Source organism: Agrobacterium sp. ST15.16.024, from assembly GCF_027956545.1.
Lineage (GTDB): Bacteria > Pseudomonadota > Alphaproteobacteria > Rhizobiales > Rhizobiaceae > Agrobacterium > Agrobacterium cucumeris.
Window position 1 is genome coordinate 1 of sequence record NZ_JAQKGO010000021.1, and the last position, 18,308, is coordinate 18,308.

Genomic DNA, 18,308 nt, shown 5'->3' on the forward strand with positions numbered 1-18,308 from the left:
CCAGTCGGTTTATATCCCGATCGGCCAGCCGCACCGGCTGGCCAATGAGGGGCAGATCCCGCTGGAGCTGGTCGAAATCCAGACCGGAGCCTATATCGGAGAGGATGATGTCATCCGCATCGAGGATGATTATAAAAGGACGTAATTAACGAATGCTCCTCACATAAACGGAGCATTCGGATTTATAATCGATAGAGAGATGTCATTTGACCAGAATGCGCTGCCAGCCTCTCTTAATTTTTCGGCGGCGGGGCTAGTGCTAGGTCAAGCTCCCGCAACCAGGCATCCGCTGACGCATCTGATGGCATCCGCCAGTCGCCACGCGGAGACAAAGAGCCGCCTGAGCTCGTTTTAGGACCGTTTGGAACGGCGCTTCGTTTGAACTGGCTGGTTTGGAAAAAGCGCCTGATGAAAACTCTTAGCCATGATCGAACGGTTTCCAAATCGTAGTCCCGTCTATCAGCGTCTGCGAAATCCGGTGGCCAGCTACCCGTTTTGACATCCCTCCAAGCGTGCCATGCAAGGAAAGCCAGCTTAGACGGCCTCATGCCATATCTTACCGTATAAAAAAGATTGAAATCTTGAAGGGCATAAGGTCCGACGAAATCCTCAGTCCTTTGGCTCGGCGCATCTGCATCACCCGGTACTAACTCTGGACTGATTTCTGTGGACAATATATTCCGAAGAACGTCGGATGCTTCTTCACCGTACAGTCCGCGTGCCGCGACCCATCGAATAAGGTGCTGGATAAGCGTTTTTGGGACCGAGCAATTGACGTTGTAATGGCTCATATGATCACCGACGCCATAGGTTGCCCAGCCAAGAGCTAGTTCAGAGAGATCGCCGGTGCCTAGAACAATCGCGTTGTGACGGTTTGCCAGTCGGAAAAGGAGCGACGTCCTAGCTCCCGCTTGGACGTTCTCGAAGGTAATATCATAAACCTTCTCTCCCTCTGCGGCGGGATGGCCGATATCCCGCAACATTTGCATTGAAGCCGGCCCTACATCGATCTCGTCCGCGGTCACTCCCAACGCTCGCATAAGTCGCCAAGCATTCGATTTCGTCGTATTAGAGGTCGCAAAAGCAGGCAAGGTCCACGCTAGAACATTTGAACGGGGAAGTTTCAGCAGATCCATGGCGTGAAGCGCAACCAGCAGTGCGTGTGAACTATCCAATCCACCCGAAACACCGATGACCACACGCTCAATGTTACTGGCCTTTAAACGGCGAGCAAGACCTTGAGATTGTATCTGGAAAGCCTCCTCACAGAGAACGTCAAGCTGATCTTTGTCATCAGGGACGAATGGAAAGCGGGCAACTTTTCGGTGCAGGCCTATGTCACTTGCTGGGGGCTGAAGGTGAAAGCCGATGTGCCTATAGGCTTTCGGCGCAAGATCGCGCCGATTTGCAACAAGGCTACCGTTTCGCAGTCGTTCGGCTGCCAGAAGTTCCAGATCGACATCCGTAACAATCATGCCGGCGCTTGTAGAAAAGCGCTCGGATTCAGCCAAAAGAGTACCAGCTTCATAGACCATCGCATGGCCATCCCAGGCAAGGTCAGTAGTCGACTCACCAAAACCGGCGGCCGAATAGAGGTAAGCAGCATTGCAACGAGCAGATTGCACACGGCAAAGCGCGTGACGTTCGGCCGACTTGCCGATAATAGCATTGGACGCAGAAAGATTTGCTATGACTGTCGCGCCTGCAAGAGCGGCCATGGATGAGGGCGGTGTTGGCACCCAAACATCTTCGCAAATTTCAATCGCCAGCACAAAATTCTCTATATCATGCGCAGTGAACAAAAGGTCCGTACCGATTGGAACTTCAGTTCCCAACACCTCTATCATAGCACCCTTTTCAACTATGGCACCCGATGCGAAGTGTCGCGCCTCGTAGAATTCGCGATAATTGGGCAGATAGGTTTTTGGTACAATACCCAAAAGCCGACCTCGATGCAGCACAACCGCACAATTGAGAAGGTGTCCCTGCCAGCGGACCGGCATTCCGACGAGAACGACAGGCATTAGCGTCTCAGTGCGCTTTCGCAGCAGTTCAAGAGCCGATTCCGCCTCGTCAAGGAGCGTCTGCTGGTGCAGCAGATCATCAATCGCGTAACCAGTCAGACCTAGCTCCGGTAGGACGAGAAGGCCTACAGACTGTTCGTCTGCCGATTCTAGTAATGGTATCGTCGCTGCGGCATTGGCCAACGGCGAAGCAGGCGTAACCAAATGTGAAGCAACCGCACAACGAACAAAACCCTGCGCGTACACCGAAGGAAAAGTCGCGGATGTAACCTGTTTATTGCGTATCATTGTCTTCATTTACATTTATACCGCCATCAGCAACGACCCCGACCAGAAGCCAGGAGGGTCTTACCCAAAATAAGGATGAAAAGCGCGGACGCCACTGCTTCCAATTCTGCAGCACTGCTTCAACGACGCCCTGAGCAGCATTTTGTTCAGCTACAATCAGGGGGTCCGGACAAAAGTCATGCCACATGACAAGTCCGCCGGGACGAACCACCTGCAACGCCTTTTCGGTATCGTTGGTCACCACATCGGCCGTATGGCCACCGTCGATCAGGACCGTATCGAAAAAACCCGGACCGAAAGCAGCTATATCGAACTCCCGGCTATCCATCAACATCTGGGTTACTCGCCCGGCCAATCCAGCTTCGCGATAAAGTCGTCCGATCCGGTTTCCGCCATCAGTGACGCCGGATGCGTCTGAATACAAAGGACGCCCTTCATCATCTTTTTCTCCTTCGGGAAGGTTCAGCGTCCAGACTAGAGCTTCGGAATTTTGCAGGCAAAGCCGCGCGCCAAACCCCTCCCAGGTCCCAAACTCCAGGTGATGTTTTGGTCGAAAGGCGCGGTAGAGTTGTGTCAATATCTTCGCGTCATGGACTTCCATACGGAACTGTGTAAGCGACATATTGACGAGATTTATCGGAGCTCGGAACGAGTAGTCCAAGCCGAGGCGTTCTCCCAGCATATGGGCATCAACAATCTCGAGCCGGTCTTCTGGCACATCAAAAGGCAATGGTGGCAGCGCTTGCGCGGCAACACTCAAGTTGGTCTCCTTTTGAGCCGGGTTCATCGAAAGCGGCGGGGTAACATTGCGCCTAGCTTCCGCTTGCAGGACAATCGGCTCATTGAAACGCACTCGAGCCACGCCGGGTAGCGTCGGGCCTCTTCTGATAACAATCCCGCGCAGGTCCTGGACCTGATCAAGCGCTATCTCGACTGTAGTTTCTCCGCCCGGGAGTATAAAAGCTTCCGATCCAACGATATCCGAAAACCCGTCTCTTACGCAGAGAACCCCGATATCCGCTCCAGAAACACCAACCGACAAACGTACGATTGCCGGTCCTTCGCAGATCGGTTGCACTTTCCAAGTCAAGCCATAGCCCCAAGAGGGAGCATCGATAATCAATTCACCGGTTTCTTCATCCAAAACACCCGTACCGGCCGTTTCAAAAGCGTCAGCAACATCGGCTGCCAAGGCTTCCGTCGCTATAAGAGCAGGCACAACATAGACGGGCTCTCGTTCATGAACGAGCTGCAAGCCGTCAACGGCAACCGGTGCGCCTTCCGAACGGCGCAAAAGGAAATTCTCACCGTCCATCACAAGAGCATCGTGGTAACCTACTGATGCCAACCACTCGAGCGCGTGAGACACGCTCTGTTTTCTCTCTGCCAAGGCGTGATTAAGCTCGACGAGAACCCACGGGTTAAATTTGTCGAGGGTCTGAAGAGAACCTTTCAACACTTCGAGATCGAAGTTATCGACATCAACTTTAAGAAGATCGAGTCTGTCCCATTCCAGACGCCGCATTTCCGCGTCCACTGTCGAGAAAGGGAACTCCTCCACTTCCGCTGGACTGCCCCGGACGCGAAATATCGCGTCCCGACGGTTACCCTCGGTCTCACCCATTGCTATCTGCCGGACTTCGACATTTGAAATCCCGTTGACCTCAAGATTGTGTCTGAGCATACGATGCGTTTCCGTAGGCTCGAACGCCACAACGCGACCTTCAGGTGCGCAGCGACCAAAAAGTGCGGAGTAATATCCAATATTACCCCCGACATCAAAAATGTGCCAATCACGGCCAATGTTGCGGACACACCACCGTTTGGTTTGCATATCACAATAGGGATAATAGCCACGCATATGGGCGTAATAGGAACCGAGCCGAATTGGTTCTGCGTCAGGAACCATTGTCCAGATCGGAGCAGGATCAAGCTGGACAGCTGGTGCCGTCGATTCAACTACCAAGTCGGGTTGGCGTTCGGCTAGTGGCTGATTGTCAGAACCGGAAATGTGCTCTGGTCGCGAGCCAGACGGCGAGCTGAGGAAGGATTGAACAATGTCCCTGATCGATCGCCGCATTTATTTCCTCCACTGTCATAACTCTAAGATCGAAAGTTTCAAGATCGTCATGATCAGCAACGCCGGCGGAACGGCAACCCGTCAGGGCAAAAAGATGCGCCCGCCCACAGCCCTGATTGCCGCTAACGGCATAACTGCCAAAGCTAACCGCGTTCTCAGCCACATAACCGGTTTCTTCGCGCAGTTCCCGCTGCATCGCTTCAACAGCATCTTCCCCGGGCTCCACATGGCCAGCGGGAAAGGTCATGGAATAACACCGAGCACCATGTTTATATTGCCATAAGGTCAAGATACGACCGTCCGCGAGAATCGGTACGGCGATCGAAAAATCAGGCAAGTGAACTTGATGATAATCGTTGACAACGCGCCCATCCGGCAATGAAACCGTCTCAACCGAAAGGGTTACGAAGGGAGACGAATAGAGCTCCCTTCGATTTTTGACGGACCAGACACTTTCCATTTCTGCTTCCGCACCCTCAAACTGTTATAGCTCTCCCAAAGAGAGAGTAATCTCTCACGTAATCTCAAACAGGCTTTGCTGTTATCAACAAATGCCATCCCAGACTCTGTTCAAGCGCGCGGAACAACTCCGGCGGCATAGTTTCAAACCACGGCTGCCGCACATATTCATAATTAACGTATTGCTCGATCTGGTATGGAAAAATGTGATCTTGCCGAATTTCTGTAGCCTCGAAGCATCCAGAAAGAAGCTCTTGAACATCGCGCTCATCGTAGGTGAAAGCAATTGGACATCCTGACTGAGCTTCAGGTTGATCGAGTCCAGCTTCAATCATAGCAGCCTTCCAAGACCGCTTTGCATATAGCATAATTCGCAATTCACCGTCGGACTTGATAACTTTACGGATTTGTTCGATTACGCCACGAGGATTGGGTGTATGATGAATCACGCCAAAAGAGTATACTAAATCAAAATTGTTCTCTGGGAATCCTTGTGTAAGCGCTTCAGCGTTCAGCTGCTGTAGATTTCCGTCTTGTCCAAACACTTCAAATCGCGACTTTGCGATCGCAAGACTTGCTTCCGAAAGCTCGATCCCAGAATATAGTGCGCCACTGCGAGCGAAATTGATCGCATCAGTACCAATACCACATCCTACTTCTAGTACTTTTTTGCCGCTCCAGCGTGAGAATTCCGCAAAACCCGGAATGTGAGGTTCGACAAGGTACTTTCGGGCTTCAACTTCATCGAAGTATTCTCGAGAACCCACTTCGCGCTTTGAATGTCGAACATTGCAAGGGCGACGATTCCAGTATTCTTTTACGTCTTCAATGGTGGCGTTGTCAGTCACGGGTGAATCCTTGTTATTGAATGAAGATAGCAGTTTCAGTTACCTAGGGGTTTGTTTCGCGATGGCTCTGAGCGCTCAATCGATCAAGCTTACCATTTTCCATAGAGATGCAGGAAACAACACCGTATATCACACCGATGTTTCAACCAGGCTATTCATCAAAGGTTGAACTCTTTTTACAGTTATCCGCTCAAGAGTCAGCCGAGACCTTCCAATTGAATGAAGGCGAACCTCAATAGGGAGAGATAAATCCTGTGTTGTGATTTGCAACGGCAGAGAAATAATTTTCCTTGGTCCAAAAAAGTTGACTTTCACAGCCTCAACCGTTTTCTCGCCTTGGGTAATTTCGAGGCGCAACTTCGATGTAGGCCAATGATTCCAGCGTTTTATGAGACTTATATCGACCCTATAATTGCCCGGCATCAAATTGGCATAAGGACCATAAAATATATGTCCATTCGCTCCCGTGGAATGGATTATATCCTCATCCTTTTTCCCGGCGGCACCTGCATGCATTTCCCCGGTCCAGTCTTGCGCATCGACAAACGCAGACTTTAGCAAGTAACCGTGCCGCAATCTGGCTGAAAACGGCGTTCGACTGCAGCCAACAAACCGCTGCATCAGAGACTCAAAACCATTGTGAATGGCATTCACACCAATAATGCGGCGTGGCTCATTATTCGCTGCTAAGTGATCCCGTTCATTTGTTACAACTGTATAAAATTGTTCCATCAATGCGGACGACGCATCGCCTTCCACTTTTTTGGGAAGCCCAAAATTAATAATAAAAGCATCTGCGCGGTCAATAACGTTTATATCGTCCTGCCAATGAGATACATCTGCCGAAAACCCCAAATTCCGCCAACAATTTATGAAGAGATCGTAAATACGATCTTTCGGCCCAAGCCAGACGACATTCGTATTTCTTGGAGCGTTGGCAAATAAATCAACAAGGAATGGGAGCACGTGTTCCGGTGTTGCAACTTCCCGATCGTAGGATTCTGGCCGATAGCGCGCCTCAATCAAGCCTTTCAGAGGCTGATCGATGGCTTCGCTAAGCGCTTTGCGATACGCTAGGTTTATCGTGTCAGTTAGACTTATTTCTTCTAAGTCGATATCGGCAAGACCCCAGGTTTTGGACTGACTCGGTATTTCCGGCTGTAGAATATTATGGAAAAAGTCGTCCGCGCTGTTTTCGACACTCTTATGCGCGTGAGCCGGAGTGGTTTGACGAGTGTGATCGCAATGGTAGCCGAGGACAAAAGGTAGAGCGTCGTCAATCTTGCCGCGGCGCATGATAAGACGCTTCGAAATATTAGCGTCTACATGCCAGCCCAGTAGCATACGTTCATCGAAACCGTGAATGGAAAAAAGGTCGTCTCGCTTTATCAGCTGAAAATCACCGGGCGCATCGTACAGAATAGAATCCATCCCATACACGACCTCATTCAAATAGAAATTCTCTCCCGCACTACGCGTTTCAGCGATAACCCCTGCCGGATCAAGCCTATCAAAGCTCTCCCATAACGTTTCCGGGATTTCAAAACGAGGCGCGCAATAAAATCCGTCTTTCAGTTCTGCCAATTGCTCAGATAGGGACTGCGAACCGCGCGGCACGAAGATCATGTCGGTATTGGTCGACAAGATCCAACGGTTTGCAGGGTTGGACCGTCGGACGGCAGCGTTACGCGAAATCGGCTCAAGAGCCTTCAGATGGGTACGAGATGCAAACAGCTGATTATGAAGGCTCGGTCTTATGCGGATAATCCGCAAAAGGCGTTTCGCACGGTCTGTCAGCGTGTCGCAGATCGCCTCCGGGAAGGTCGGAAAATCATCCGGCGTGTTGTAGTCAACGAAAAGAATTTCATCATTTTCGTCGGTCAGCACTTCCGCCATACAATTCAGGCTAAGAGCAGCCCTCTTGTGGAGGTTATAGCCGTAACTGTCGTTCCTTCCGTAGAGGACGATCGATATCATGACATTACCCGGTTATGTTTCGCTGCGGCGGCGTCTAAGAGCCAATCGCCCATCCCGGGCCTGATCAGTGTTATTGCAGCCGAAAGCTTTGCAGCATCCACAACTCGCCATGGATCGATAACCGCCTTCGGTCCCGCCGCCGCAATGTCGAGATTGCGATAGGCTTTCCAGGGCGTCACGATGGCCACAACATCTGCTCCCGTCATGGCACTTTCGGCATCAACCTTGATTACGATTCCATCGGCGATCTGATCCGGAAGACTGACGAGCGCCTGCGGGTCCGTGATCCGCACACGATAGCCAATGCTGACCAGTTTATGAGCGAGCGCCAATCCCTGACTTTCCTCTATCACCGGCGTCTCCGGTTTGTAGGACAGCCCGAGGATAGCAACCTCTGCCCCGGGATCAGCCGACGCCGCTATGGCCCTCACAAGACGTTCGGTCTGATGATCGTTGATGACATCCGTCGCTTCGGCAAGATCGGTGCGTGCGCCAAGGCTGCGTCCAAGCGCCGCAAACGCCTTGTTGTCGCGCGGGAAACAGGGCCCACCGTAACCGATAGCGCCCTTGATATACTTCTTGCCGATTCGGCTGTCTGCACCGAGTGCGTCGGTTACCACGTCGGCGTCTGCTCCGTCGAGATGATCACACATGTCGGCAATCATGTTCGCGTAGCTGATCTTAGTCGTCACGTAGGTGTTGACGGCAATCTTGCACAATTCCGCATTGACCCAGTTCATCCGCTGAAACTCGGGGCTGCTCTCGGTAGAGCCACGATAGACACTTTCAAGCAAATCACCCGCTTTAGCGTCGCTTTCTCCAATAAGAATCATATCAGGATAAAGCATATCGCGAACCACGGTGCCAAGCGCGATGAACTCCGGATTATAACACAAACCGAGATCCGAGCCCACAGTCCGGCCGGATGCCCGCTCAAGGGTCTGACGCAATATACCGCCTGTAGAGCCCGGCATAACGGTCGAAGTAACGACTATGTTGTGGTAGCCGACCTTGTCGTGCAACGCAGCGCCGATGCTCTCCAGCGCAGAGATCACATAGTCATTGCGGAAGAAACGATCTGGCCCACTTGGCGTCGGAACGATGATAAAGGTCACATCCGAGGAAAGCACCGCCTCCCGCATATCGGTCGTAGCGCGAATGCGCCCACCATGCTCCGTGATCAATTCCTGGAGCTGCGGCTCCGGAACCGGCGCCACACCACGATTGATTGAATCCACAAATGCGGAATTCAAGTCCATACCAATGACATCAAAGCCCTTTTTGGCAAAGACGGCAAGCATGGGCGCACCAAGTTTGCCCAAGCCTATAACAGAGAGTTTCGGCTTCATAATAATATCTCGCTACAGATCGGGCCACTGGCCGTCACTTGTTTTTTCCACGTGCAAGCTCGGCCTGACGAGCAATCCAGGGATAGGTACGGGCTAGCCCCTGCTCCAGCGTGAGACTTGGCTCCCATCCCAGTTTTTCTCGAATAAGGTCATTGTGGGAGTTACGACCACGTACACCTTGCGGGCCTGGAATATTGTGAATTTCGAGATCCTTGCCAGCCACTCGCATGGTGATCTTGGCAAGTTCGTTGATCGAAACCATCTCTTCAGAACCAATATTCACCGGTCCAGCAAAGGTTTCACAACGAGTCAGCCGTAGAGTGGCCTCGAGGCATTCATCGACAAAGAGAAATGACCGCGTCTGCAGACCATCGCCCCAGATTTCGATCGCTCCACCAGCTTCGGCCTCCGCAACTTTACGGCAAAGTGCTGCCGGCGCCTTCTCTCGCCCACCAACCCAGGATCCCTCCGGGCCAAAGATGTTATGATAACGCGCAACACGGCATTCCATTCCGTGATTGCGATTATAAGCAAGATAAAGACGTTCGGAAAACAGCTTTTCCCAGCCATATTCGCTGTCCGGATTTGCCGGATAAGCACTGTCTTCCCGCGTTACGGGAGCACTCGGGTCAGTCTGGTTATGCTCGGGATACATACAGGCTGAAGAACTGTAAAATACCCGCTTTATATTGCGGCGGTAGCAGGCATCCAGAACGTTGAGATTGATGGTAGCCGAATTGTGCATGATATCGGCGTCATTCTCACCGGTAAAAATATATCCTGCACCACCCATATCGGCGGCGAGCTGATATACCTCATCGAACCTGCGATCAATTACTGCTCGACAGTTAGCCTGCTCCCGCAAGTCTGCGATAACGAAATCGTCAGCCTCAGTTGCAGCGTATTCTGGGAACTTGAGGTCTACGCCTCTCACCCAAAAACCTTCACGTTTCAGGCGCTTGACCAGATGTGCGCCAATAAATCCACCTGCTCCGCAGACGAGTGCCGTTTTCATGTGTCTCTTCCCAACAAGAAAAATCCGCAATTATGCGCCCGCAGCAGCTATCAGATAATGTTGGAAGTTTTCAATAGGTTTCGAATTATTTCCGATCTTTTCAGAATGTTTCTGCGCCAAGCGGCCATCAATCGATTGCGTGACCCAGCCCTATACGTTAGGACGCCCTAAAATGGATAGCGAGGATCCCTCACATCCGCGATGGAATAACCGCCCGATAGCATCCTTTCCCTATCCGGGCTCCACCACAACAAAAACGCATGACGAAAGAGCGATGAACCGTTGAATTTCGATACCCGAAAAATGCTGGTCGTTGACTTGGATGGAACCCTTCTCCGCACCGACATGCTGTACGAAAATTTCTGGTCGGCCTTCAGCTCGAATTGGCGTTGTATTTTCAGCGCAATTTCGGCATTGCCACATGGTCGTGCTCACTTGAAACGCCACCTCGCCTGCGCGGCAACCGTAGATGCTAGCGTGCTTCCTTATAATGATATGGTACTGGCTTATATCGAGGAATGGAGAAACGCCGGTGGTCGTGCCGTCCTCGTTACAGCCACTGATCAGCAAGTCGCACAAGCAATAGCGGATCACCTCGGTATCTTTGATGAGGTACACGGCTCTGACGGCACACGAAATCTAAAAGGTGCAACGAAAGCCGCCTTTTTGGAAGAGCGCTTCGGCGAAAGTGGCTTTTTTTACATGGGGGACACCGCGGCCGATTTACCCGTGTGGGAACGTGCGGAAAAAGCAATCACAGTCGATGCGCCAAGAAAAGTACGCGCGAAAGTCGACGTACTTTGCGACATCGCGGAACATCTTCAGAGCGAAAAAGATTCTATAAAACCATATATCCAGGCACTCAGGCCTCACCAATGGTTAAAGAATCTCCTCGTATTCGTACCTATGCTTGCCGCACATCAGATAGATGGACGAACTATACTGTCGTCGATAGCGGCATTTGTATGCTTCAGCCTGATAGCCTCAGGCGTATACATCTTGAACGATCTGCTCGACCTTTCTGCAGATAGAGCGCATCCTCGAAAACGAGAACGACCGTTTGCCGCCGGCACCGTTCCAATCGCACATGGCACTCTAATGGCGGGAACGCTTGTAGGTCTCGGTTCTTTTTTCGCACTTTTTATAAGCTGGAAATTTTTGGTAGTCATGATCGGCTACTATCTGTTGACGACCGCTTATTCGCTCTATCTGAAGCGATTGATTATTATTGATATCTGTATGCTCGCTGCACTTTATACGATAAGGATTTTTGCCGGTTCCGTAGCGACGTCAATTGACATATCAATCTGGCTGCTGGCTTTCTCTGTTTTCTTTTTCTTGTCACTGGCAGCCATCAAAAGGCAGGCCGAGCTAATAGACAGCGCTGAGCGGGGCGATCTGAAGCCGAGCGGCAGGGGTTATCATGTCGATGACTTGCCTATAATTTCAATGATCGCGATCGCTGCCGGGTACGTCTCCGTGCTCGTGATGACGCTTTATGTCAATTCGCCTGCAGTAATGGAGCTTTATGCGTGTCCGGAGGCGCTTTGGGGGGTCTGCGCTATTCTCCTTTATTGGATCACCCGCGCTGTTATGATCGCACACCGAGGCTTGATGCATGACGATCCAGTCGTATACGCGGCTAAAGATGGCACCAGTCAAATATGTGCATTGATAATCTTGGCCTTCACACTGGGTAGTGCATTATTATGACACTAGGTACGCTGACTTTCCGGTATGCGATATTCGCCGTCGTAGCGACTTTTGCAAACCTGGCAACGCAACGGATTGTTCTTCAGACTGGAAGCACCGGTATCCACCTTATTGCGGCCATGGCATTGGGAACGCTCGTAGGTCTCGTTATAAAATATGCACTCGACAAGCGATGGATTTTCTATGACCAAGATATGGGAGTGAAAAACAACACCCGAAAATTCACGCTGTACACAATAATGGGCATTCTAACCACTCTGATATTCTGGGGAACCGAAACGACGTTTTGGCAAATCTGGCAAACCGATCTTATGCGGGAAATCGGCGCCATTATCGGGTTGTCGATAGGATATGTCGTTAAATACAATCTCGACAAGAGGTTTGTCTTTAACGATAAACGCAGAGAGCTCGCGCTATGAACATATCAGGCTGGGGTCGATACCCTTCGATAGACACCCAACTTTATTTTCCGCGCGATGTGGAAACACTGCGCAATTTGGTGAACTCCAAACATAGCCTAATAGCTCGCGGCAATGGTCGTGCGTATGGCGATAGTGCGATTAATCCATTCAGCACTATTTCGATGAAATATTTCAATCGCATGCTCTCTTTCCAAACGCAGACAGGTCAGCTTGTCGCTGAGGCTGGGGTACTGTTGGGCGACGTCATCAAGGCATTTCTGCCTAGGGGTTGGTTCCCCATGGTCACGCCAGGAACGAAATTCGTTACTCTCGGTGGCATGATTGCTGCGGATATCCATGGTAAAAACCACCACAAAGAGGGCAGTTTTAGAACATGTGTCGACTGGATAGATGTCCTGGACTTCAAAGGCGAGACTATCCGATGCTCCCACGAGACGAATACTAATCTTTTCGAACACACATTGGGCGGCATGGGTCTTACCGGGATCATTCTACGTGCGGCGTTCCGCCTCAAACGTGTCGAGACTTCGTGGATCCGGCAAACAACTGTCCCCGCTCCGAACCTGCAGACGGCGATTGAAGTCTTCGAAAAATACAAAGATGCAACTTACTCAGTCGCTTGGATCGATTGCCTCGGACGTGGAAAGGACTTAGGGCGTTCTCTAATCATGTTAGGCGAACATGCCTCGATATCCGACCTCCCAGCGAAATATGCCAACAAACCATTTGCGCAGCCGGATAAACGTGAAGTCAGATTACCCATCACTTTGCCATCTGGTATCTTGAATCGAATAACCGTAAGCCTGTTCAACAAGCTGTATTACAAAAAGGGGGCAAGGAAAACTGGAGAGCATCTCGTTGATTGCGATTCATATTTCTACCCATTAGATGCGATACTGGGCTGGAACAGGATATATGGTCGGAGTGGGTTTGCTCAATTTCAATGTGTGTTGCCTCTTGATCGTTCAGAAAAAGGAATTACGGCCCTGCTTGAGGCCATCTCACTAGCTGGAGCAGGCTCTTTTCTGGCTGTTCTTAAAAGACTTGGTCCCCAGGACAGCAAATTTTCCTTTCCCATGGAAGGCTACACTCTTGCGCTTGATTTCCCAATCTCGAGGAAAACCCTTCGTCTGCTGAAGCATCTGGATGAAATTGCAGTCGAGAATGGCGGGCGCTTCTACTTGGCGAAAGACAGCCGTATGTCCGCCCGCACGCTACGTGCCTCAGACGCCCGCGTAGAAAAATTCATAAATAACCGGGACGAAAATGGCTGGAAAAGCCGCTTTATTTCGTCTCAGGCAGAAAGGCTATCAATATGACGAAACCGGCTGTCCTTATTATTGGAGCTCGGTCGGACATTGGCAACGCTGTAGCCCATACATTTGCCGCAGGGGGATACGCTATCCAACTGGCAGCGCGAAATGCCGAAGGTCTCAACATCGAGAAAAGTGATATCGAGCTCCGTTATGGTATCGAGGTGACACTGCATGAATTTGATGCACTCTCGATCGAAACACATGAAGAATTCCTGAGCAACCTTCCCCGTTTACCCGAAATTGCAATATCCACCATCGGGTTGATGGGACGTCAGGAGGAAAGCGAACGCGATCCTATTGCCGCAAGCCAGGTCATGCGCAGTAATTATGAAGGCCCGGCAAGTATCCTGGCTCTTCTCGCCAATCGCTTTGAACAACGGGCCTCGGGTACGCTTGTCGGGATCAGTTCCGTTGCTGGCGAGCGCGGCCGCGCGACTAATTACGTCTACGGTTCCGCGAAAGCTGCTTTCACAGCGTTTCTTTCCGGCCTACGCAACCGCCTCGCCAAGCGTGGCGTCCATGTGGTTACAGTTTTACCGGGGTTTGTTGCAACCAAAATGACAGAGGGGATGGATTTACCGGCAGCACTGACAGCCGACCCAAAAGAGGTTGCGGTTGCGATTGAGCGCGCAGTTCTACGCAAGAGAAACATCGTTTACGTACGTCCCGTCTGGCAGCTGATCATGCTGATCATTAGAAATATTCCGGAGCGTTTCTTTAAAATGATGAAAATATAAAGATTGTATATTCGTCCGTTTCTGCGTGAAGAAGCATACCTGATCGGGATCACACCGATACCGGTGCAGTACTTGTATGGTAATTTAAGAGATCGTCGCAGGAACGGCGACGGAGAAGCAACAAAATGGGAATGATTTGCCAAACACCTGAACCGACAGCGCCAACAGTCGCACCAATGAAGGAATGCATAGCCGCACTTCTCTCCTTTGTTGTACCATTTCTAGCCGGTTTCAGCTTTGTCATGAACCATTTCTATGTGTCGGGTGGCTATCTGCACGATAGCGGCTGGTTTGCGGCACTGATGTGGCGCCCACAGGATTTTTACCTCACCAATCCAGCTGTTCTCGACAACAATCTTTTTTATAGCACACATTTGTCGCCAATTCTTTACGCGATTGGCCTGCTGAGCTTTTTCTGGCCATGGGGGCCGATAACGTGGTTTGCCAGCTTCCAGGGCGTAGTTCTCGGTGGCAGCGGTTTAATGGCGTGGATTGCCCTGCGCAGAATATCTTATTTTGCAGAAAGACCGATTTGGCATTCCCTCCTGGCGTTGGCTTTTGCTTTCAACGGCCTGGCCATGTTTATCTTGGCATACCCCCATATCGAAGCGTTGGGCACGTTAATGGTCTGCGCCTGCCTTGCCGCCTTTTTTAGCGGCAATTGGCGGATGGCTGCATTGTTTTTAATGTTAGCACTTTCGGTTCGTGAGGATATGGGCTTCCATATCGTTGCGCCGCTCGGGCTCTTATGGGTATGGACCATGTGGATTAACCGTCGTGTGACAGCTGGTCGCAATATCCTGATGTTGCTACTGCCGGCCTTCTGCCTGTCTCTGGCAGCCGTGCTGATCCGAAGTTCGCTATTTACAGCTGATGGTGCCTTTACCCGCATCTACACTGGTGTGCCACCCTATGCACACCTCACGTGGTCACTGATCCAGGAGCGGCTCGCCATCTTGTTCTCGGAGCGGCTCTACCTCGTGCTGCCCGCCGCCGTTGCTTTGCTGGCGACGATCGTATGGCGCAATCCGATACCTTTTTTCGGTTTCCTGGCTTATATTCCATGGTCACTTCTCAACTTCACTGCCTTCAGCGACGCTGCGGGCCGAATGGACGTCTATTACCCCTTTCCCTTTCAAATCGCGATTTTCTGGTTTCTGTGGTGGAGCGCAGCACCGCAGATATCACATCTTAAGAAAACCGATACGCTTCAACGTCTGGCAAGTATAAATATACTAATTCCAATATTTATGATCGCCGGTATTTCCATGACTTTCCCTTGGATTTCCCTACTACCGGCCTGGAACAGCAACGTGGTAAGAGACACTGACAAGGCAGCAGACAATATCGAGAAAAACCGCCATCTCCTTGGGCACATGAAGGCTGACCCGGCACTGCTTTCGCTGCGTCCGCGCGCCTTTCTGCAAGAAGACGATCTCGATAATCCAAATGGTGATAACGGCCCAACCGAAACATTGGTTTGGCATAAGAACAGCATCAGCCTTGCCAAGGTACGCCAGCAATTGGCGAACTTTGAGGCCGAGTCGCTTTATCGAATTGCCGGCACTCCATTCTATCTGGCCTCACATCTACCGCGTGCGCAACTGGAAAATGCCGGTCTCGCCTTACAGCCAGTTATGGACAGTAACCTGCTGCCGCAGATGAAAACACGATACGGTCAAGTGAATACCTCCATTCTCGATCTGGCCGGTACTGGCGGGAAACACAAGCTCTATGGCCCCGACATAGTGTTGCCGCCGGGCAAATACCGCGTTGACATAGACGCACGAATTTTCGACGAGCGTGCGGACGAAGCCACAATTGAAGTGTACAATACCGCAACCGGTCCAGCTATATCCACGAGCCTGCAACGCGGGTTGAACGGAAAACCCGCCACGACCAGCCTCGAATTCACTATAGGACAGCAGGACCTTGGCAACTGGGAATTTCGCATAGCCGGCAATAAGCTGCACGGCATCCGTATTACCGGTGTCCGGCTCCATTCAACAGGTCAAGACGACAGAAACTAACCTGGGCAGCTGAGATTTCCCTCCTGAGTAGCAAAGCGTTGGGAAAACCTCATGCACGTCAACCGCAGCGTCCATAGTCTTTTCAGCGTTCAGCATCTTTAAGTTTGCCAAGCACAGATAAAAGCAAATCCGTTGATCTCACCCAATTGAACTGGCGCCGAAGTTCGCTGGCTACTCGACTTCTAATGTTCGTATCAGGTGGGAAATTGGCCAATTGATGCATAGCATTCGCCCAATCCTGAGGTTTATCCGGGTCACAAAAAATCACCATGTCGGGCAGCAATTCTGTCATGGCAGGTCTCGTGCTGCATATGCAGGGAACTTCAAGCATCAACGCCTCTAACGGAGGCAAACCAAAGCCTTCATATAGACTGGGGAAAAGTAATCCCCTGGATCTTTTTAATACTCTCGCCAACTGCCCGTCTGTCAGGCGACCGACTGGATGTATCTTTCCCGCGCTACTGGAGGTCAACTCCGCAGAAAACCCTTTTGGTGATTTTCCAACAACGACCAAATGATAATCATCTGCGTTGCTGTAGCCCATCGCCTTGATCACGACGTCGATATTCTTATGGTAATCGTTGGAACCTATACAGACGAAATAAGGAGCGTCGGGTGTGAGCAAATCCACACTTTTGTCTTCCTCCCAGTCCAGAACATCGACACCATTATAAACGACGTGAATCTTTTCCTTCGGGATATCAATAATCCTCGAGATATCGTCCGAACTGCTTTCACTAACGGTTACAATAAGGTCGGCGTTCCTGATTGTATGAATGTATCTCTGCTTCCATTCGCCGACAGTTGATTTGTGGAATATGTCCTCAAACAGCAAAGGAATAACGTCGTGCACCATAACAACAGAGCGAGGAGGCAGCTCTGAGGGACACCAATGAACAGAAGGGAAAAAATGAATAGGCTTTTCGCAGGCTGATCCAACCGTGAGAGTCGCGAGCGCCTCTCGCCTTATTAGTTCCTTCAATATCTCACGAGCAACTCTGCCAACACCTCGCCTGTCAACTAAAGTTCCGGTACTATATTGGATGTTGAGACCCTGAACATATAAGGGAAAATATTCGGGACAATCGAAAGCTTCCCGCGACTTCGAGACCGTTCCCTGTTTTGAAAACCGCTTCCGTAACGCTCTTCGTATCAGACGCTCAGGATTAAGCGAACGGAGTGTCGCGCGGAAGCTACCTCTATCATTTTTCACTTTTCCATCGCCAACCCGATCTCCATTCAATTGTGTTGACATGACATCATTTGCAACACGATTGACCACCTCCTGAGCATATTTTGAAGCTAACAGGGAGTTGAGTTCTTTAGCAATTTTTAGCTCATCTTCGTGGTTCAGCAGATCAACGGCCATTACGTGCCTTTCGAAAGAGTGACCATAGTTTGATGCCCCACCTTGTCTTTTTAACTGGCTGACAGAGCAAAAGCACTATCCCATTTTAAACATAGGAATAAAAAAGCTTAAAAATGAAACGAGCCAATTTAGAAAACAGTTCCTGCTATTCCTCCTTGGCGATTGGTATCATTTTCAATTCATCCACTAACCGCCAGCACCGCCTCAGCCTCATAGATGGCGCAGACGATGTGATAGAACGTGCTGGCCGGTGCCGGCTCGTCGAGCATCGGCCTGTCGGCCGGCCATTTGTCGAACCAGAGACCCTTCACCGGCGTGTCGAGGAAAGGCTGCAGCGCGCCGATGGCCCTGAGGCCCGAGGCGAGGGAACGCTGCCGTTCCTCGCCGGAGGGGACGCTGGCAAGGCGCAAGGCCGCCTTCAGCCATTCCGTCTGCGGCCACAGCCGCGCCAATCCGTCATGCACCGAAAAATCATCGTAGAGGCTCATCACCGCCACCTTGCGGCGTGGGCAGATGCCATGTTCTTCGCCGATCTCGAACAGGCGTTTGGCCTTGTCGATCGCCTCGGCGTTGTTGCGCAGACTGCCCCAGCGCACCAGAAGCCATGCCCATTCGAACTGGTGGCCCGGCTCCATGATCCGGCCCTTGTCGCTCTTATGCGGCGTCCAGTCATGCTCGAAG

Annotated in this window: 14 protein-coding genes and 1 pseudogene; 6 read left to right on the forward strand and 9 right to left on the reverse strand. The window is 51.1% G+C overall.

Annotated features, from left to right (window positions below):
• Positions 1 to 145: pseudogene (gene cpsB, locus PL640_RS25105) on the forward strand (mannose-1-phosphate guanylyltransferase/mannose-6-phosphate isomerase); the annotation flags it as partial.
• Positions 146 to 233: 88 nt separating this feature from the next.
• Here the strand turns inward: cpsB and PL640_RS25110 are convergent.
• The 7 genes from PL640_RS25110 to PL640_RS25140 all read right to left on the reverse strand — a co-directional run bounded on the left by PL640_RS25110 (position 234) and on the right by PL640_RS25140 (position 10,040).
• A complete protein-coding gene (locus PL640_RS25110) occupies positions 234 to 2,321 on the reverse strand; it encodes an NAD(+) synthase (protein ID WP_271363845.1) in 2,088 nt (695 codons plus the stop codon).
• Positions 2,299 to 4,278: a class I SAM-dependent methyltransferase gene (locus PL640_RS25115; RefSeq protein ID WP_271363846.1), complete on the reverse strand. Its 1,980-nt coding sequence runs from the start codon at positions 4,276 to 4,278 to the stop codon at positions 2,299 to 2,301. The genes PL640_RS25110 and PL640_RS25115 overlap by 23 nt, the downstream gene beginning before the upstream one ends.
• Positions 4,279 to 4,309: 31 nt before the next feature.
• Positions 4,310 to 4,852 (reverse strand): NUDIX hydrolase, encoded by a 543-nt coding sequence (locus tag PL640_RS25120; protein WP_271363847.1) that lies wholly within the window; start codon positions 4,850 to 4,852, stop codon positions 4,310 to 4,312.
• A gap of 64 nt (positions 4,853 to 4,916) precedes the next feature.
• Entirely contained in the window at positions 4,917 to 5,699 is a 783-nt protein-coding gene (locus tag PL640_RS25125) for a class I SAM-dependent methyltransferase (RefSeq protein ID WP_271363848.1), read from the reverse strand.
• A gap of 129 nt (positions 5,700 to 5,828) precedes the next feature.
• Positions 5,829 to 7,676, reverse strand: coding sequence for a hypothetical protein (locus PL640_RS25130; RefSeq protein ID WP_271363849.1), 1,848 nt, complete (start codon positions 7,674 to 7,676; stop codon positions 5,829 to 5,831).
• Entirely contained in the window at positions 7,673 to 9,025 is a 1,353-nt protein-coding gene (locus PL640_RS25135; protein WP_271363850.1) for a UDP-glucose dehydrogenase family protein, read from the reverse strand. Before PL640_RS25135 ends, PL640_RS25130 begins: the two co-directional genes overlap by 4 nt.
• A 34-nt stretch (positions 9,026 to 9,059) precedes the next feature.
• Positions 9,060 to 10,040, reverse strand: a complete 981-nt coding sequence (locus tag PL640_RS25140; protein ID WP_271363851.1) for an NAD-dependent epimerase/dehydratase family protein — start codon at positions 10,038 to 10,040, stop codon at positions 9,060 to 9,062.
• Positions 10,041 to 10,322: 282 nt separating this feature from the next.
• Here PL640_RS25140 and PL640_RS25145 point away from each other — a divergent pair, with 282 nt between their 5' ends.
• The 5 genes from PL640_RS25145 to PL640_RS25165 all read left to right on the forward strand — a co-directional run bounded on the left by PL640_RS25145 (position 10,323) and on the right by PL640_RS25165 (position 16,258).
• The gene (locus tag PL640_RS25145) at positions 10,323 to 11,753 is read left to right on the forward strand and encodes a UbiA family prenyltransferase (RefSeq protein ID WP_271363852.1); all 1,431 of its coding nucleotides are present in this window, start codon (positions 10,323 to 10,325) and stop codon (positions 11,751 to 11,753) included.
• Positions 11,750 to 12,172 carry a GtrA family protein gene (locus PL640_RS25150; protein WP_271363853.1) on the forward strand — a complete coding sequence of 141 codons (423 nt, stop codon included), beginning with the start codon at positions 11,750 to 11,752 and terminating at the stop codon, positions 12,170 to 12,172. The genes PL640_RS25145 and PL640_RS25150 overlap by 4 nt, the downstream gene beginning before the upstream one ends.
• The gene (locus PL640_RS25155; RefSeq protein WP_271363854.1) at positions 12,169 to 13,494 is read left to right on the forward strand and encodes an FAD-binding oxidoreductase; all 1,326 of its coding nucleotides are present in this window, start codon (positions 12,169 to 12,171) and stop codon (positions 13,492 to 13,494) included. The genes PL640_RS25150 and PL640_RS25155 overlap by 4 nt, the downstream gene beginning before the upstream one ends.
• Entirely contained in the window at positions 13,491 to 14,228 is a 738-nt protein-coding gene (locus PL640_RS25160; RefSeq protein WP_271363855.1) for an SDR family oxidoreductase, read from the forward strand. The genes PL640_RS25155 and PL640_RS25160 overlap by 4 nt, the downstream gene beginning before the upstream one ends.
• A gap of 125 nt (positions 14,229 to 14,353) precedes the next feature.
• Positions 14,354 to 16,258 (forward strand): hypothetical protein, encoded by a 1,905-nt coding sequence (locus PL640_RS25165; RefSeq protein WP_271363856.1) that lies wholly within the window; start codon positions 14,354 to 14,356, stop codon positions 16,256 to 16,258.
• An 82-nt stretch (positions 16,259 to 16,340) separates the two neighbouring features.
• Here the strand turns inward: PL640_RS25165 and PL640_RS25170 are convergent, their stop codons facing one another.
• Both PL640_RS25170 and PL640_RS25175 read right to left on the reverse strand, forming a co-directional pair.
• Positions 16,341 to 17,627, reverse strand: coding sequence for a glycosyltransferase family 4 protein (locus tag PL640_RS25170; RefSeq protein ID WP_271363857.1), 1,287 nt, complete (start codon positions 17,625 to 17,627; stop codon positions 16,341 to 16,343).
• 179 nt (positions 17,628 to 17,806) lie between these two features.
• Positions 17,807 to 18,308 (reverse strand): AGE family epimerase/isomerase (locus tag PL640_RS25175; protein WP_271363858.1); only part of this gene is annotated, 502 nt, incomplete at its 5' end.

Bases quoted from the DNA above. Each gene is read 5' to 3' on its own strand.
- PL640_RS25120 (WP_271363847.1), bottom strand. From the start codon at position 4,852: ATGGAAAGTGTCTGGTCCGTCAAAAATCGAAGGGAGCTCTATTCGTCT.
- PL640_RS25170 (WP_271363857.1), bottom strand. From the start codon at position 17,627: ATGGCCGTTGATCTGCTGAACCACGAAGATGAGCTAAAAATTGCTAAA.
- PL640_RS25155 (WP_271363854.1), top strand. From the start codon at position 12,169: ATGAACATATCAGGCTGGGGTCGATACCCTTCGATAGACACCCAACTT.
- PL640_RS25165 (WP_271363856.1), top strand. From the start codon at position 14,354: ATGGGAATGATTTGCCAAACACCTGAACCGACAGCGCCAACAGTCGCA.
- PL640_RS25135 (WP_271363850.1), bottom strand. From the start codon at position 9,025: ATGAAGCCGAAACTCTCTGTTATAGGCTTGGGCAAACTTGGTGCGCCC.
- PL640_RS25130 (WP_271363849.1), bottom strand. From the start codon at position 7,676: ATGATATCGATCGTCCTCTACGGAAGGAACGACAGTTACGGCTATAAC.
- PL640_RS25110 (WP_271363845.1), bottom strand. From the start codon at position 2,321: ATGAAGACAATGATACGCAATAAACAGGTTACATCCGCGACTTTTCCT.
- PL640_RS25160 (WP_271363855.1), top strand. From the start codon at position 13,491: ATGACGAAACCGGCTGTCCTTATTATTGGAGCTCGGTCGGACATTGGC.
- PL640_RS25150 (WP_271363853.1), top strand. From the start codon at position 11,750: ATGACACTAGGTACGCTGACTTTCCGGTATGCGATATTCGCCGTCGTA.
- PL640_RS25140 (WP_271363851.1), bottom strand. From the start codon at position 10,040: ATGAAAACGGCACTCGTCTGCGGAGCAGGTGGATTTATTGGCGCACAT.